Origin of the sequence: Yersinia hibernica (assembly GCF_004124235.1) — a bacterium.
Classification (GTDB): Bacteria; Pseudomonadota; Gammaproteobacteria; order Enterobacterales; family Enterobacteriaceae; genus Yersinia; species Yersinia hibernica.
Genome location: NZ_CP032487.1, coordinates 4,068,916 through 4,085,505 on the forward strand (window position 1 = coordinate 4,068,916; position 16,590 = coordinate 4,085,505).

A 16,590-nucleotide genomic window follows, 5' to 3' on the forward strand; every position below is an offset into this window, starting at 1 on the left:
GCGGGAGCCATCATGAACCACTTATTGAATCGCCGACAATGGGTGCGGCGCCCGGCTGCACTGCGCTTAGGAATGGCCCACCTGCTGATGGCAGTGGCATTCAGCTTGCCGGCCATCAGCTACGCCGCGGATATCACTCTGGAGCAAGCATTGGTTTTCGCACAGCGCTATTCCGCCGAGTTATCCGCCAATCAGCATCAGGTTAATGCGCTAGAAAATATGGCCAGTTCTGCGACCCAACTGCCTGATCCCAAACTGAAATTTGGCATTGAAAACTTGCCCGTCGGGGGTAGCAATGCTCGCCGCTTTACCCGCGAGGGCATGACCATGCAGCGGATCGGTATCATGCAGGATTATGTCAGCAGCGATAAACGGCAAAGAAAGGCCGATACCCTCAATGCCGAAGCCCGTAAAACCGCAGCGGGTAGCGAAACCATCCGCACCCGGCTACAAAAAGAAACCGCGCAAGCCTGGCTGGACTTGGCGCTCACCGAGCAAGCAGTGAGTGATGCCAAAGTCTTGGTACAGGAAAGCGAAAAACAGCTGGCGCTGCAACGAGCCGGGGTAGCCAGTGGCGGCGCGTTACCCAGCAGTGTGTTAGAGGCGCGCCTGACGCTATCGGCCATGCAAGATAGGTTAACCACCGTACAACGTGATGTGGCTTTAGCGCAAACCCAACTGACTCAATTGACCGGAATCGAAGTTCAACACGTCAATGGGCCGCGGCCAAAATTCACCCACCTGCCCGCGGATATCACGGTCCTGCGGGATGCTATCAACCAACATCCCGAAATATTGCTCGCCAGCCGCGAAGCGGAAGTGGCCAAAGCGCGCTCGGCGCAATCCGCGATTGCTGCCACTCCCGATGTGGGTATTGAAGTTTATTACGCCAAACGCGCGCAAGAGTATGAGGACATGGCCGGCGTCATGGTCACAGTCGATCTGCCGCTGTTCCGCTCACAACGTCAGGACAAAGATTATGCCGCTGATGTTTCGCGCTCAATGGAGGCCAATGACCAACTGACATTACTGACCCGTGACCATCGGGCGCAGCTCGATACTTTGCTGGCGCAATATCAGGCCACCCAACAGTTATGGCAGCGGCAGACCAATGAAGTTTTACCGCTGCAAAAACAACGTGTTGATTTGATGATGGCGCAGTATCAGGCCAATAAAAGTGATTTGAGCAGTGTATTAGAAGCCCGGCGCGCCCTGCTCGACAGCCAGCTCAATGCCAGCAATGTCGCCAGAGAATTAGCCCGTACTTGGGCGGCTATCCGTTATCTGACCCCGCAGGAGAGCGCGCGATGAAAAAACTATTTAGTCTGACTTTGGTGGCCGTCGCCGTGATTAGTGGCCTGGGGGGATATCTGCTCGGTAAACCGGCATCGCATTTCACTGACACTGCCACGGCAAGCCCTGACACCACAACAGACAGCAGCCGTAAAGTGCTCTATTGGTATGACCCGATGTCCCCCGCTCAGCGCTTTGATAAGCCCGGAAAATCACCATTTATGGATATGGAATTGGTGCCACGCTATGCCGGTGAAACCGTGGAAGATGCAGGGGTGACTATCAGTGCCCGCCAACAGCAAAATCTGGGGGTACGTACCGCCCCGGCAGAACTGCGTGTGCTGGATTATCGCCTCACCGGCTACGGCACCGTGGCGACAGATGAACGCAGTGTACAAGTGATTGCGGCACGGGCGAATGGCATCATCGAGCAATTATATGTGCGAGCCAACCAGCAATCCGTCACAAAAAATCAGCCATTAGCGCAATTATGGGTGCCGGACTGGAGTGCCGCTCAGCAAGAGTATCTGGCGATTCGCAAATTGGGTGACAGCGCATTAACCATGGCGGCGCGCCAGCGGCTACAACTGCAATTTATGCCAGAAGAGGTGATTCGCAGTGTAGAAAAAAGCGGTCAGCCGCAAACGCGCGTCACTCTGCGCTCCCCGGCCACGGGCTATGTCAATAAACTGGATATCCGCGCCGGTTCGCAAGTCAGTGCGACCCAATCGCTGTTCGAATTAGCCAGCCTCGATCCGGTGTGGATCGTGGTGGATTATCCGCAGTCACAAGCCAGTTTAGTCACTATCGGCAGTGAAATTGCGGCGACCACGGCCAGTTGGCCGGGTGAAACCTTCCATGGCAAAGTCAGCGAGTTATTGCCCAGTATGGATCTCACGACGCGCACATTAAAAGCCCGCATCACCGTAGAAAACCCACAACAGAAGCTAAAACCAGGTATGTATCTGAATGTGCAATCGACACAAATAGCTCCCCGTGAGCCGGTGCTGGTCATTGCGCAGGAAGCATTATTAATGTCGGGCAACCGCAACACCGTGTTGCTGGCCGAAGGTGATGGCCACTTTAAGCCCGTTGAAGTCAGTATCGGACAAACTCAGGACGGTTGGGTCGAAATCAAATCCGGCTTGAGCAATGGCCAGTTGGTGGTGACCTCCGGGCAATTCCTGATTGATTCGGAGGCCAGTTTGCACAGCGCCTTGCCACAAATGAATGACATTCCAGCAACTGCGTCATCTGCGGCGGTATCAGCACCGGCCGACATCTACTCGGTGCAAGGGGAAGTCAACGCGATTAATGGTGCAACCATCACCTTGTCACATGGCCCAATTGCCGCCTTGAAATGGGGAGCCATGACCATGGACTTCCTGCTGCCACCGGGCAAGTTATCAGCAGATATTGATGTCGGGAGCAAAGTGAATTTCACCTTCACCTTGAATGAGCAAGGCGCACAAATCCGCCAGATCCTGCCGGTGAAAACCAATAACACCACGGATATCCATGGGAGCCACTTATGATTGCCGCCATTATCCGCTGGTCGCTACGTAACCGGCTGTTGGTGCTGCTGGGCGCGGCGATGATGGCCGCTTGGGGGATTTGGTCACTGCAACAAACCCCACTGGATGCATTGCCCGACCTGTCAGATACGCAAGTGATCATTCGCGTCAGTTATCCCGGTAAAGCACCACAAGTGGTCGAAGATCAAGTCACTTACCCGCTGACGACCACCATGTTATCTGTGCCCGGGGCCAAAACTGTGCGCGGCTTTTCCATGTTTGGCGATGCCTATGTTTATGTGCTGTTTGATGATGGAACCGACCCTTATTGGGCGCGCTCACGCGTGTTGGAGTATCTCAGTCAAGTGCAATCCACCCTCCCCGCCGAGGCCAAAGCTGCCCTGGGCCCGGATGCTACCGGCGTTGGCTGGATCTATGAATATGCTTTAATCGATAGAAGCGGCAAACACAGTTTGGCTGATTTGCGCGCATTACAGGATTGGACACTGAAGTTTGAGCTGAAAACGGTGCCCAACGTGTCGGAAGTCGCCAGTGTTGGCGGCATGGTGCGCCAATATCAGGTGGTGCTTGACCCAGAAAGGATGCGGGCGCTGAATCTTTCGCATCAGCAAATTGCCAGCGCCATTGCTGACAGCAATCAGGAAGGCGGAGGCTCAGTGTTGGAAATGGGGGCCGCCGAATATATGGTGCGGGCCAGTGGCTATCTGAAAACACCGGATGATTTTCAAAATATTGTGATTACCGCCCGTGAGGGCCTCCCCATTTTACTGTCCGATGTCGCCACTGTGCGCATGGGGCCAGAGATGCGGCGCGGCGTGGCGGAATTAAATGGCGAAGGAGAAGTGGCGGGCGGCATCATTGTGATGCGTTATGGTAAAAATGCATTAGAAACCATCAATGGCGTGAAAGAGAAACTGCAACAGATTGAGCGCAGCTTGCCCGCCGGGGTAGAAATTGTGCCAGTCTATGACCGCTCACAGCTGATTACTCAGGCTATCGACAGCTTGTCATTTAAGCTGCTGGAAGAGTTTTTAGTCGTCGCGGTTATCTGCTCTTTATTTCTGTTCCACTTCCGCTCGGCACTGGTGGCGATAATCACCTTGCCACTGGGGATCCTCGGGGCTTTTATTGTCATGCATTATCAGGGCGTTAATGCCAATATCATGTCACTGGGCGGCATTGCTATTGCCATTGGTGCCATGGTGGATGCGGCGATCGTGATGATCGAGAACATGCACAAAGTATTGGAGCAATGGCGGCGGGATAGACCCGGCCAAACGCCCGTTAGCTCGGATTACTGGCGTATATCCGAACAGGCGGCAATTGAAGTCGGCCCGGCGCTCTTTTGCAGTTTACTGATTATTACGTTGTCATTTATCCCGGTATTTACCTTACAAGCACAAGAGGGGCGAATGTTTTCGCCGCTGGCCTTCACCAAAACTTATGCCATGGCGGTTTCTGCCGGTTTAGCCATCACCTTGGTGCCGGTGTTAATGGGCTATTTTATTCGTGGAAAAATTCCGACCGAAAATGCCAACCCGATTAACCGCTGGCTCATTGCTCTGTATCACCCAGTGTTAACCGCCGTGCTGGCGCGGCCAAAAACCACCCTGGCGGTGGCGGGCATATTATTGCTGGCCACATTATATCCGCTGAGCCGCTTAGGCAGCGAATTTATGCCCGCTCTGGATGAAGGTGATTTGCTGTATATGCCCTCGACCCTGCCGGGGATTTCCGTGCGGGAAGCCAGCCACTTGCTGCAACAAACTGATCGCTTGATCAAAACAGTGCCGGAAGTGGCCACCGTGTTTGGTAAAGCCGGGCGCGCGGAAACCGCCACTGATCCCGCGCCACTCACTATGATTGAAACTACCATTCGTTTTAAACCCAAAGATCAATGGCGGCCCGGCATGACCATGGACAAATTGATTGAGGAACTGGATGCCACTGTTAACGTCCCTGGGATTGCCAATCTGTGGGTGCCGCCCATCCGTAACCGGCTGGACATGCTGTCTACAGGGATAAAAAGCCCGGTCGGAGTCAAAGTGAACGGCAAGAATGTGCAGCAAATTGAGCAAGTGGCGCAGCAAATTGAGCAAGTGGTACGCAAAGTACCGGGGGTTACCTCGGCGCTGTCGGAGCGGCTGGCCGGTGGCCGCTATATTGATATTGATATCGACCGCAAGCGGGCCGCGCGCTATGGCGTGTCAGTCAAAGAGCTACAATCACTGGTCGAAACCGTGATTGGCGGGCAAAACATTGGCGAAACCATTGAAGGGCGCGAGCGCTATCCCATCAATCTGCGTTATCCACGAGAAATCCGTGATTCGCTACAGAAATTACGTGATTTACCGGTCATTACCGCCAGCGGTGGGCAAGTGGCATTATCCGAACTGGCAGATATCAAAGTGGCAGAAGGCCCCCCGATGCTGAAAAGTGAAAATGCGCGCTTATCCGACTGGGTTTATGTTGATCTACGTGGGCGAGATTTGAAATCAGCGGTTACTGACATGCAACAAGCTGTAGCCCAACAAGTGAAACTGCCGGAGGGGGTTTCTCTCAGTTGGTCTGGGCAATTTGAATATCTGGAGCGCGCGAGTGCGAAACTGAAAATTGTTCTGCCAGTCACTCTGATGATCATTTTCGTGCTGCTGTATGTGACATTCAGTAGTGTCCGTGATGCCGCCTTGATTATGGCGACCCTGCCTTTCGCACTGATTGGCGGAGTTTGGCTGCTTTATGGCCTGGGCTATAACTTTTCCGTCCCCGCAGCAGTTGGCTTTATCGCGCTGGCGGGGGTCGCGGCAGAGTTTGGCGTCATTATGGTACTGTATCTGAATCAAGCACTGAAAAAATATCAGCGCCCCGGTATGACCATGACTGCCAGCGAAATGAGTGCCGCCATTCATGAGGGGGCGGTGCTGCGAGTTCGACCCAAAGCCATGACGGTGGCGACAATCATGGCTGGCCTACTGCCCATTATGTGGGGAGGCGGCACCGGTTCAGAAGTTATGCAACGCATTGCCGCCCCAATGATCGGCGGGATGGTGAGCGCCCCCTTGCTTTCGATGTTAGTTATTCCGGCGGTGTATAGGTTGCTGCACAAAAAAGACCGTAAATAGCAATAAAACCTTAGTCATCCTCACCATAGCCCTGAATTTAACTTTACAGAACTCAGGGCTTTCTTATTGGTGCCTGATTAGTTCTCAATCCGCCCAGCGCAACAAAAGGTTAAGTTAATCCGACATGTGCCCGCACTGGCAGAAAATCCGCCTCATGGTGTCATTGGGAAGACAGATCCGTTGCCATCACGGCCTCACTTTACCTCAAACTATTGTGTCACTAAGACCAATATAATTTACTCCAACTCCCGAGTTAACTTATTGCTATTTCATTCCCCACCGACTTTTCACCACTTCACACGGAGAGAAAATATTATATTTAATATATTGAAGTTAAAAAACATTAAAATTCATCGAAAACAAGAAGAATAATGCAAAAAACACAATTAAATGGCAAGGATAAAATAATAAACAAATAAGAAATGATGATAAATAATAATAGCAAATAGCATATTCAGTCTAAATGACTGCTTGTTAAGCATAATTGTATCATGCAAGAATATGTGGCGTAGTTCTTTAAAGAGTTTATGGGGAAATAAGCATAGAGAAGCAGCGCATTAATAATCCTTATAGCAACCATCACATGGTATGACGACACTTACAATACACAACATCAAAGAAAAACACTTACTCGAGTAGATCTGATTTGCTCAAGATAAGATAAAACCTTAAAGCAATAAAAAACACACACCTTATACAGGATAGGTAACTGCCAATATGGAGACAAATGAGATAGTGTTTAAATTAGAAGGCACGGTGCTATTTTCCCCCACACAACGCTGCTTAAATGGCCCTGATGGCTCAGTGGTAATATTGACTGAAAATAATCTGAGATTCTTACAGTTATTGCTTAATGGCGTCACTGAAAAAGAGCAGATTATCAATCAAGTATGGAAAGAACAACGCGGAGCAGTCAGTGAAAGCAGTTATTATGGGCAACTCTATATGCTGCGTAAGGCATTTATTCAGGTTGGGTTGAAAGAATCCCTTATTCATACAATTCCTCGCAAAGGAGTTCGCTATACCGGGTCAGTCAGCCAAATAACAGGGTGCCAAGGCTTACAAGAAGAGCAAAACAATAATGATATTCAACAGATAACAGTACTCCCTGCTACCTCTCAAACCACTACACTCTCTTTGCCAGTTAAAAGCATTGCACTACAAACTCCACCAATAGCGAGTAAACAAAGCTTTCTGCACAGCAACCACTGGAAAAGATTAATTTCTATACTCGCTTTTTTCTCTTTCTGCTGGCTCTCATTCCTCTCAGTCTTAGTCACTATTATCTTATTCAGTGGGGACAAACCAAATCCTTAATGATCGCACTAAAATGAATGTGATTTAAAAAGGCAAAATGATGGCAGCAAAAAGGATTTCCCACCCAATAAAACGTTTAATAGCTACCACTACGAACGAGGCGAATATAAAAAATATCAATTCGGGTAGTAGCGAAATACCTACTCAATACTTAATTTAAAATATCGGGAAAATTCCCAACACTTTTAACGAGGAAAATAAGCTATGATGGACTTAATCACTAAAGGTTACGTAACAGCACAAGTTAATGTACAAAAGTTTATGAAAGATAATCGCGGCACGGTTATTGAGTACGTTATGATAATTGCTGTAGCAGCTACCTTACTGGCCTTAGTGAAAACACCATTGAAGGATATAGTAGATTCGACCATGACAAACATAACTGAAATGGTTAAATAAATATAAATTGTTCTCATCTGCACGGTAGCCTAATACTACCGTGCATCATATATATCGGGGTGGTGGATTGAACCTATTTAACGTATTGTTAAATACACTATTGATATTGCAGCTACTGTTGGTCTGCTACAGTGATATCCACTATCGGACTATTAGCAATAATTTTATTATCACTATCACTATCAATACCGTAGTTTTGGGTTTTACGACCAACCACGGAATTAACATGATAATTCCTCTCAGTGCATTACTGATTGGTTATGGCATATTTTATTTCAACCTTATTGGTGGAGGTGATGTCAAATTAATCACCGCATTGTTATTTGCACTAACAACGGTGCAGTCACTGGATTTTATTCTCTATACAGCAATGATGGGCGGCGTAGTGATGATAATAGGAATGTTGGTTAACCGGAGAGATATTCAACAGCGCGGAGTTCCCTATGCTGTTGCAATATCTGCTGGATTTTTATTGTCACTTATCATTTAAATTAATAAGTCTATCATCTAAAAAATAAGATAAAGGATATTATCATGAATCGTAAGTTTATTTTATTTCTTTCCATCTTAATAATAGCCACTGGTATTACAGGTATCCTGGTTAATAATGATAGTCACGAAACGACATCCAACGAATTGCTCGAATTGAATAGCGAGAAATACGTCAATATAGCATTAGCACAGTCAACTCGAGACCTATCCTCAGGAAAAACATTAAGTAAAAACGATTACGCCATAAAAAAACTCTTAGTTAAAGAATCAAGTGAATTAGCAAAAAACAACATATCAAGCAGTGCTGAAATCAATAGCCACATATTGAAGGAAAATGTTCTTGCTAACTCCTATCTGACAAAAGACATGTTAGCCTCACCTGATAGTGATGAGTTTAATCGCCTTACCTTAAAGAAAGGTGAGATAATCTATAAATTCAATTTAAAAAAACAAGATGAATATTTACTCAATTCATTAGACATCGGAGATAAAGTTTCCTTTCAATTAGTTACTCTTGAGACAGATAATAGAAAGGGGATGGAGAATGACATCACGATAAATAAAAAAGGAATGAGTAATAGACAAGGGCAAAGTTACTCACTCTATAAAATTATCCAAAACATGCAAGTAGTAAGAATTAAAAAGTACTCAGAAAGTGAATTATCAGAAGTAAACGGTAAGAATAAAAAGACTGAGGAGACGATAACTGGTTATATAGACGTCATCATAAACATGCGAGATCTAGATTTAATCTATCTGGCGGAAGTATCAGGTGAAATAATCCTGACTCCAGCTATCGCTGATGAAGATAATAAATCAAAACGTCTACATGACACGTTACCTGAGTTACGCAAAATAAGAGAGTTAAGAGGATGAGAGTCGCTAAGTCGAGATACTTAAATAAAATAATACTATTTTTACTATGCATAATTACCGCTTACCAAATAGCAGTGAATAGTGCATATGCTAAACCAGTTTATTTATCTGAGGGTGAATCTTATATTATTAAAGTACAAGAGGAAATAGACACTGTTTTTGTTTCTGCCGCAACTATCGCAGACTATGAGTTAGTCGGTAACAATAGTATTATTGTGTATGCTAAACAGGAAGGAACTGCAGAGTTTGTTTTGTTTAATCAAAGCCATCAACCCATAAAAAAGTCAGTCGTATTAGTTAATAATATTATTACCTCGGCAAACAAAAGAATACAACTTGAATTCCCTGAAAGTAACATAGATATTAACAAGCTAGGTAATAGCTATATCCTGACAGGAACAGTAGAAACTGAAGAGGCAAAAGATAGTATTATCAGTATTATTGGTGAAGCCATCGGAAGTAAAAAATTAATAGGGGTAAGCAGAAAAAAAGAAATCGATGGTGATAGTCAATATTTTAACACCCCAGAATACTCTGGTATTATTAATAGAATAAAGTTATCGAATTCAAACCAAGTAAATGTAAAATTAACTATTGCAGAGGTCACCAAAGACTTTAGTGAAAACATTGGTGTTGACTGGAATACGATAGGAAATCTATCAGGTTCATTTCAATTTCATAAATTTGATGGGTTGAGTAAATTTAACGCGAAAGGTATTAGCGCATTAGTCCATGCTATTAATGATGATTCTATTGCTCGTGTTTTAGCCGAGCCTAATCTATCCGTATTATCAGGAGAAAGTGCTACATTTTTAGTCGGTGGAGAAATACCCATTGTTAATACCACACAAAATAGCACGTCAGTAACTTATAAAGAATTTGGCATAAAACTAAATATCGGAGCCAAAGTCAATGAGAAAAAACGTATCAGAATTAAACTTGATGAAGAAGTCAGTAGTATAAATAAATTATTTAGTATCAATGGAGGAGATTCACATCCATCATTCAGAACACGAAAAGCCGCAACAACTTTAGAGTTAGGTGATGGTGAAAGCTTTATCCTTGGCGGGCTTATCAGCAGCTCGGAGAGGGAATCTCTAAAAAAAATCCCACTTATTGGTGATATCCCTATATTAGGCGCATTCTTTCGCAATGCAGAGACACAGAAAAATCAAACTGAATTAGTTGTCGTCGCGACCGTGAATTTAGTGAGACCCGTTTCAGAGAAAGAAGTGGAACTCCCCAATTTCATGCATACCTCAACACTTGAGCGATTCTTTAACTTTACACATATCATGGAAATAAAAAGAGAGAAAATGGCTAGAGAATTTCTAAGCAAAGGGGGATTTATCAAATGAAGTTATTACTAATAGGCAGCATTGCTTTATTTTCAAATTTGGTTAATGCAGGGCCAACAATTACCCCGATGAGCAATGAGCGCGCATCAGTATTAGTAGAAAAGAATGAAAAACCAATAAAAATCATCAATCAATGCAAAGATAGCAAATTAAACGCTCGATACAAACCCTGTCAATATAATGTTAATGATTACCGCATCACTAAAAGTAGTGAAGTAGGCTGTGCCTACAATACCAATAGAAAAAACTCAAACACTAATGGTAAATTATGCAATTAATTCTCAATAAGGAACTCATCAATAGGAAAGACAGTAAAATAAAAAACAATATTGTAATTATGTCTACCAGAAAATGGGTGATAGAGAAAGTATCTGAAAAGATACGGCTAGCTGATATTCACGAAATTAAAGAAATTGATAAAGATATTTTTAATATATCGGATATAACTATTCCAGAACAAACTGTCGGATTTATTGTTGATATCGGTAATAATGAGGATGTCGATAAAACGTTAAGTTTAATAAAAAGCAATACTCCGCGGGACTGTTGGTGTGTGTTAGTCGGTGATATAGACTCAATTAGCGTCGCGCAAAAATTTACTGAGCGTGGAGTGTTATACTTAAATCTGCAATCACAGTCAGTTGAATTAACACAACACTTACTCAAAGGCATTCCTATTGAAACCGAAAGGAAAGCTTTTTTTATTAGTATACTAGGATGTAAAGGTGGTATTGGCACCACACTACTCAGCTATCATTTCTCTTGTGAAATAGCTCAAATAAAGAAATCACCTACTTTATTATTACAAGGTAATCAAGGATCTCAAGATCTTGATCTTGTCACAGAGAAAAAGATAACAGCAGAGGTAAATGAATGTCATAAGAATATTGACATTATGTTATGCAAAGAAAATAAATTAAGTGATATTAATACCCAAATAGGTAGAAAGCACAATTATATTGTGTTCGATCAATCCATCCATAATTTATCAAAAGAAAAATTAACAAAATATATTGAATACTCAGATTGCATCATTATATTACTCGACAATAGTATGACATCTGTTCGTGTTGCTAAAGAATTCATTGATATTTATGAACGTTTTAAACGAGATAACAGACAAGCCACACGATTGATTGTTTGTTTAAATGAAAGCCGGCCGATAGCAAAGAATATGTTAGATACTTCCGACATCCAGACTTTATTAGCTAGAAAGATTGACACCCAAATACCTTATATATATAAAAATAAAGAGTCACTAATTGATCAGAATTATTTTGGCAGAAATAAAATAAAAATAAAAAACTTAGCTAAAAACACATTGGGCATCAGCACCCGCTTATCAAACAATAAAAAGTCATGGATAAATATAATCACTGTATCACTAAAAAAAAGGAATGCTAAAAAGTGAAGGTACCATTGAGCACACAAGAACTCATTAGAGAGAGAATGCTAGCTAACATTGATATAGATAAGGTTGAATATCTGGTTGATGATTATAGCAAACTCAGTGAATTACTTTCACATACTCTTGATGATTTATTTAATAATAATAACTATAAATTAACAACCCAAGAACAGAAAGAAATGATTGCAATGATTGCGGATGAAATTACTGGATTCGGCCCATTAAGAGAACTTATGGAGGATGAATCTATTAGTGACATTATGGTTAATGGCCCAGAAAAAATATTTATTGAACGCCATGGGAAAATAACTTTAACTGCTCGCCGCTTTATTAATAACGCTCAATTGACAGATATTGCTAAACGTTTGATGCAACGTGCTAACCGTCGTATTGATGAAAGCCGGCCACTGGCGGATGCTCGTTTAATTGACGGAAGTCGTATCAATGTGGCCATAAGCCCTATCACATTGGATGGAACTGTACTTTCTATCCGAAAATTTAGTAGCAATAAAAGAAAGTTAGAAGACTTAGTCGATATGGGTGCCATGAGTAGTGATATGGCTAATTTTCTCATTATTGCTGCTAGTTGTCGGGTTAATATTATTATCTCAGGGGGAACAGGGTCAGGTAAGACAACATTACTCAATGCACTATCAATGTATATTGCTGAAAATGAGCGGGTTATTACCTTAGAAGATGCAGCGGAACTCAATCTTGAACAACCACATGTAGTACGAATGGAAACACGACTTGCCGGGTTGGAAAATACCGGACAAATAACAATGCGAGACTTAGTTACCAACTCACTGCGTATGCGCCCTGATCGGATCATTATTGGGGAGTGCCGAGGTGAAGAAACCTTTGAAATGCTTCAGGCAATGAACACAGGCCATAATGGTTCAATGTCCACACTGCATGCTAATTCTCCTCGAGATGCGGTTACCAGGCTCGAAAGTATGATTATGATGGGGCCGGTTAATATGCCAATATTGACTATTCGTCGTAATATTTCCTCAGCAATCAATCTTATTATCCAGGTTTCGCGAATGAATGATGGTTCGCGAAAAATATGTCAAATCAGCGAAATTATGGGGATGGAGGGAGATAATGTTGTGTTACAGGATATTTTTTCATTTAAATCTGCAAAAGAACCCAGACGAGAAGGAAATATCCAAGGTGAATTTATCAATCATGGTTTACTGAGTCGTTCATCTGTAAGGATAAATTCCGATATCTATAACTTATCAAATGAATTAAATGGCATTTTTTCTTTGGTGGGAAAATGATTTACTACATAATATTATTATCAGGTTTTATTTTGATATTGTTAAATAATATCAAATGGTTGAAAATAAAGAGATCAGTTATAAAGACAAAAAAACACAATGGATCTTTCTTAGCTATATTAGCTAAGAAAACATTTGAAGAATGGACCGTTTATTTATCCGATATTTTTAAAGAGAAGAACACTCTCCATATATCAATTCCGATAATATACTCAACAGGTATTTATTCGATAAATTACTTTTGGTTTAGCCTAAATACTATTATTACTTTACTTTTCATCATGATAAGTGTTGTATACTTTCAATTGATATTGTCAAAAAGAAGATATTATACTCTTTTTAAGCAAGATTTTCCTGAAGCATTGTTAATGATTAATATGGCCGCAAGTAGTGGTGCAAGTATTAATCAAGTATTAGACCGCTGTGGTCAAGAGATTAGTGGCCCATTAGGGAGTGAGTTTAATCTTATTTACCGCCGATTAAATGTGGGGGAATCTCCTGAGTCCGTTTTTTATGAATCTTATCAGCGTTTTAATTACCCAGAGTTCTATTTTCTTATCACTATTATTTTACTTAACCTACAGCAAGGTGGGCAGTTAAGAGAGCTCACCAGTCGCTTATCAGAAGTGATCAATAAAAATAAAACTACTGAACAAAAAAAAGCAGTTATGACCGCACAAGTACGGATGTCGGTGAATATTATATCCGTAATGCCGATCGTATTTTCTCTGTTACTCTATTTTCTTGACCCTACCACCATAAAATCCATGTGGGAACATCCCATCGGAAAATTGATATATTACTATATTTTTGCCAGTGAATTGATTGGAATGGTAGTCATAAGAAGAATGTTAGGTAAAGCGACATGATGACATTATTATTCATTACTATAATAATATTTGGGCTGACTGTTTTTCTAAAAAATAAAAACAAGAATAACAGCATGGAAAACTACAAAAAAAATAAATAATATCGATAATGAAAAAATAAAAACTAAGAGTAATAATAGCGCAAAAGAAATTGATAAAAATATCTACAACACCATAAAATTACCATTTTTTTATATAAAACAATATATTTAAAATTGACTATTATCATAGTCACTCTGATGATAATAGCTTTACTAGCAGCACTTGATTTATTCCAAGTTAATCTCGAAAACATGCTTTTAGTCGTAGTGTTTATGTTAATAATATCATTATATATCCCCAAATTGATCGTGGAAAGTATTGTAGCCAGGAGGACTCAATTTTTACTTAAGTCGCTCCCATTCTTTATTGATATAACGGCTGCCTGTGTTCAATCTGGGATGACAATAGATAATTCATTGCGTTACTCAGCCAAGAAATTTGAGTTAATTAATACCGACTTAAGTTTAATTATGCTAAAAATGACACGACGAGCTGAAATTAATGGTTTAGAGAGTGCAATTAAAGAATTTTATCAATCCTCTACACAGGTGGAAATTCGAATGTTCTGTGGCGCACTTCAATACAGTATCAGTTTTGGTGCCACTGTTTACGAGCAGTTGATTAAATTATCAAAGGATATGAGAGAAATGCAGTTGCTCGTTACAGAAGAGAGAATAAGCAAATTAACAGCGAAGTTAACTATCCCATTATTTTTATTCATTCTTATCCCATTTATTATATTAGTTATATCCCCTAGCCTTCTGGAGTTACTTGCATATGAATAAAAAATTTAGTATCTCGACAAGTGTATTATTTTTTACTTTATTTTTAAGTGGTTGCACTTATAATAAAAATATAAGTGACAAAGAGTATTATTATCGTGAGAGTATTTTACTCAAAGCTAATAATCACCATGGACTCATTAATTTATATCGCGATAGGTTAAAATTAAAAGAAGATGACTCAACCAGGTTAAAGCTGGCAAATAGTTACTATCTTACCGGTGATATTAAATCATCTTTATATTATCTACATCCAATATCGCATATGCAGAATGCCTCAGTTCACATGCTACAAGCCAAGAATTTTATAAGTAACAATGATAATGTGGCTGCCAGGATGGCAGTCAATAGGTTATTAGCTATTTCCCCCAATAATGCAGAAGCACATAATTTAAACGGCATTATTTTTGCCAATGAGGGTGACATAAAGAAAGCTGAGACGGCTATTGAACAATCACGTGCTTTGTTTATATCTGATGAGATAGCAATGAATAATCTCGCAGTAGTAGCAATACTCGATGAACGTTATGCCGATGCTGTCAGGATATTATTCCCTGACTATCTGGCGGGTGGTCGAGAAAATTTAATGCTGCATAACTTAGTATTCTCATTAGTTAAACTTGATGATAAGCAATATGCCAAAAAGATAATATCCGCTGAGAAAATGGCTAAAGACCCTGACGAGTTAATACTCGCACTCAGTCAAGTGAGCGGCCCCTATCAAGATAAATTCGCAGCTAAGGCTCAATAATGGGTGCCATAACTCTACGTTTTTTTCACTCTAATCGGGGTTCTATTGCTATTGATTTTTCACTCATAATAATTTTATTTATATTTATGCTGCTTTTTAGCGCGGAAATTGCTCGCTTACTTTATATTTCTGCTAGTTTGGATTTAGCCGTTTCGGAAGCGGCAAAATCAGCCAAAAATAAAGAGCGCAGTGACAATAATAGCTATAGTTCGATCCTACGCCAGAGATTAATTTCACACCAAGGAGTTTTAGGCTCTTTTATTACAGAAGATAACTTGAGTATTTCAAACGTTTTATTTAGTCGTAATATTCCTGGGGTTATTAATCGGGATATATCAGGTGATAATACATATCCGCTAGCTACGTATAGTATTAGCTATTTATATCAACCAGCTTTTTTTCCTATTTCATCGTTATGGGCCAGTAGTCTATTATCACGAGAGGTTGTTTTTGTACAAGAAAATTAACCCCAAAAATATAATTGTCAATATTCAGGGTGCAATCATTGTTGAATTTGTTTTTGTTGTTTTCATCACTACTCTATTTATAAAAATATTGCTGTCAGTCTCTGAATACTATTCAACCGTTGGAAAATTAGATCGAATATCATATTCATTAGTTGGGGTCGTGCGAGAAAGAACCCGGCTATATAACAATGATAATGTGTTAACGCAGGCTCAAGTTAGTGAAATAAAAAAGTTGGCAGATAGTATGTTGGCAAACTCGCATTATCCGCAGACTGATCTTGCAATAAAAATAGAAACAATACATTTCCGTCATACAGATTCGTCTAAGATAGAAAATAGACATATTGATGATGAGAAGAGTCTTTCATTCAATATTGGAGTTTGTGAACCGGATGAATCGCTCAATGAGTTAAGACAATTATCATCCTTTAGTCTTGCCGGAAGATGGATTCCTCTTTATCAAGTGACTTTATGTTTACCCACGACACCTTGGTATAGCGTTCTATTTAAGTCTAGGGGAAATATTGCACCAATAAAATCATCATCCATCGCCATGGAACGCTAATTAACCCATAGCATTGGGTACAACAATC

At 41.5% G+C, this 16,590-nt stretch carries 15 protein-coding genes and 1 pseudogene; all 16 read left to right on the forward strand.

Going from position 1 to position 16,590, the window contains the following annotated elements; genetic code table 11:
- The first annotated feature begins 12 nt into the window (after positions 1-12).
- The 16 genes and pseudogenes from D5F51_RS19125 to tadF all read left to right on the forward strand — a co-directional run bounded on the left by D5F51_RS19125 (position 13) and on the right by tadF (position 16,562).
- Positions 13-1,311, forward strand: a complete 1,299-nt coding sequence (locus D5F51_RS19125; protein WP_129198523.1) for a TolC family protein — start codon at positions 13-15, stop codon at positions 1,309-1,311.
- Positions 1,308-2,828 (forward strand): efflux RND transporter periplasmic adaptor subunit, encoded by a 1,521-nt coding sequence (locus tag D5F51_RS19130; RefSeq protein ID WP_129198525.1) that lies wholly within the window; start codon positions 1,308-1,310, stop codon positions 2,826-2,828. Before D5F51_RS19125 ends, D5F51_RS19130 begins: the two co-directional genes overlap by 4 nt.
- Complete coding sequence (locus D5F51_RS19135) at positions 2,825-5,950, forward strand: efflux RND transporter permease subunit (RefSeq protein WP_129198527.1); 3,126 nt, start codon at positions 2,825-2,827, stop codon at positions 5,948-5,950. Before D5F51_RS19130 ends, D5F51_RS19135 begins: the two co-directional genes overlap by 4 nt.
- A 717-nt stretch (positions 5,951-6,667) precedes the next feature.
- Positions 6,668-7,267 (forward strand): winged helix-turn-helix domain-containing protein, encoded by a 600-nt coding sequence (locus tag D5F51_RS19140; protein ID WP_129198529.1) that lies wholly within the window; start codon positions 6,668-6,670, stop codon positions 7,265-7,267.
- Between the two features lie 204 nt (positions 7,268-7,471).
- Positions 7,472-7,666, forward strand: a complete 195-nt coding sequence (locus D5F51_RS19145) for a hypothetical protein (RefSeq protein WP_129198531.1) — start codon at positions 7,472-7,474, stop codon at positions 7,664-7,666.
- 103 nt (positions 7,667-7,769) lie between these two features.
- Positions 7,770-8,156: an A24 family peptidase gene (locus D5F51_RS19150; protein WP_162301866.1), complete on the forward strand. Its 387-nt coding sequence runs from the start codon at positions 7,770-7,772 to the stop codon at positions 8,154-8,156.
- A 44-nt stretch (positions 8,157-8,200) separates the two neighbouring features.
- On the forward strand, positions 8,201-9,034 hold the full coding sequence (locus D5F51_RS19155) for a tight adherance operon protein (RefSeq protein ID WP_087768356.1): 834 nt from the start codon (positions 8,201-8,203) through the stop codon (positions 9,032-9,034).
- Entirely contained in the window at positions 9,031-10,392 is a 1,362-nt protein-coding gene (locus D5F51_RS19160; RefSeq protein ID WP_129198535.1) for a type II and III secretion system protein family protein, read from the forward strand. The genes D5F51_RS19155 and D5F51_RS19160 overlap by 4 nt, the downstream gene beginning before the upstream one ends.
- Positions 10,389-10,670 carry a hypothetical protein gene (locus D5F51_RS19165; RefSeq protein ID WP_129198537.1) on the forward strand — a complete coding sequence of 94 codons (282 nt, stop codon included), beginning with the start codon at positions 10,389-10,391 and terminating at the stop codon, positions 10,668-10,670. Before D5F51_RS19160 ends, D5F51_RS19165 begins: the two co-directional genes overlap by 4 nt.
- Positions 10,661-11,803, forward strand: coding sequence for a CpaE/TadZ family protein (locus D5F51_RS19170; RefSeq protein ID WP_129198539.1), 1,143 nt, complete (start codon positions 10,661-10,663; stop codon positions 11,801-11,803). The genes D5F51_RS19165 and D5F51_RS19170 overlap by 10 nt, the downstream gene beginning before the upstream one ends.
- A complete protein-coding gene (locus D5F51_RS19175; RefSeq protein WP_162301794.1) occupies positions 11,800-13,086 on the forward strand; it encodes a TadA family conjugal transfer-associated ATPase in 1,287 nt (428 codons plus the stop codon). The genes D5F51_RS19170 and D5F51_RS19175 overlap by 4 nt, the downstream gene beginning before the upstream one ends.
- The gene (locus D5F51_RS19180) at positions 13,083-13,955 is read left to right on the forward strand and encodes a type II secretion system F family protein (protein ID WP_162301795.1); all 873 of its coding nucleotides are present in this window, start codon (positions 13,083-13,085) and stop codon (positions 13,953-13,955) included. Before D5F51_RS19175 ends, D5F51_RS19180 begins: the two co-directional genes overlap by 4 nt.
- A pseudogene (locus D5F51_RS19185) lies at positions 13,952-14,782 on the forward strand (type II secretion system F family protein). The gene D5F51_RS19180 and the pseudogene D5F51_RS19185 overlap by 4 nt, the downstream one beginning before the upstream one ends.
- The gene (locus D5F51_RS19190) at positions 14,775-15,530 is read left to right on the forward strand and encodes a tetratricopeptide repeat protein (RefSeq protein ID WP_129198541.1); all 756 of its coding nucleotides are present in this window, start codon (positions 14,775-14,777) and stop codon (positions 15,528-15,530) included. Before D5F51_RS19185 ends, D5F51_RS19190 begins: the two are co-directional and overlap by 8 nt.
- Complete coding sequence (locus D5F51_RS19195) at positions 15,530-15,997, forward strand: TadE/TadG family type IV pilus assembly protein (protein ID WP_025376972.1); 468 nt, start codon at positions 15,530-15,532, stop codon at positions 15,995-15,997. The genes D5F51_RS19190 and D5F51_RS19195 overlap by 1 nt, the downstream gene beginning before the upstream one ends.
- Positions 15,981-16,562 carry a tight adherence pilus pseudopilin TadF gene (tadF, locus tag D5F51_RS19200; RefSeq protein WP_129198543.1) on the forward strand — a complete coding sequence of 194 codons (582 nt, stop codon included), beginning with the start codon at positions 15,981-15,983 and terminating at the stop codon, positions 16,560-16,562. Before D5F51_RS19195 ends, tadF begins: the two co-directional genes overlap by 17 nt.
- Positions 16,563-16,590 lie beyond the last annotated feature (28 nt).

Coding starts and splice junctions, on each gene's coding strand:
- D5F51_RS19180 (WP_162301795.1), top strand. CDS start 13,083: ATGATTTACTACATAATATTATTATCAGGTTTTATTTTGATATTGTTA.
- D5F51_RS19165 (WP_129198537.1), top strand. CDS start 10,389: ATGAAGTTATTACTAATAGGCAGCATTGCTTTATTTTCAAATTTGGTT.
- D5F51_RS19170 (WP_129198539.1), top strand. CDS start 10,661: ATGCAATTAATTCTCAATAAGGAACTCATCAATAGGAAAGACAGTAAA.
- D5F51_RS19160 (WP_129198535.1), top strand. CDS start 9,031: ATGAGAGTCGCTAAGTCGAGATACTTAAATAAAATAATACTATTTTTA.
- D5F51_RS19130 (WP_129198525.1), top strand. CDS start 1,308: ATGAAAAAACTATTTAGTCTGACTTTGGTGGCCGTCGCCGTGATTAGT.
- D5F51_RS19155 (WP_087768356.1), top strand. CDS start 8,201: ATGAATCGTAAGTTTATTTTATTTCTTTCCATCTTAATAATAGCCACT.
- D5F51_RS19140 (WP_129198529.1), top strand. CDS start 6,668: ATGGAGACAAATGAGATAGTGTTTAAATTAGAAGGCACGGTGCTATTT.
- D5F51_RS19195 (WP_025376972.1), top strand. CDS start 15,530: ATGGGTGCCATAACTCTACGTTTTTTTCACTCTAATCGGGGTTCTATT.
- D5F51_RS19145 (WP_129198531.1), top strand. CDS start 7,472: ATGATGGACTTAATCACTAAAGGTTACGTAACAGCACAAGTTAATGTA.
- D5F51_RS19190 (WP_129198541.1), top strand. CDS start 14,775: ATGAATAAAAAATTTAGTATCTCGACAAGTGTATTATTTTTTACTTTA.
- D5F51_RS19125 (WP_129198523.1), top strand. CDS start 13: ATGAACCACTTATTGAATCGCCGACAATGGGTGCGGCGCCCGGCTGCA.
- D5F51_RS19135 (WP_129198527.1), top strand. CDS start 2,825: ATGATTGCCGCCATTATCCGCTGGTCGCTACGTAACCGGCTGTTGGTG.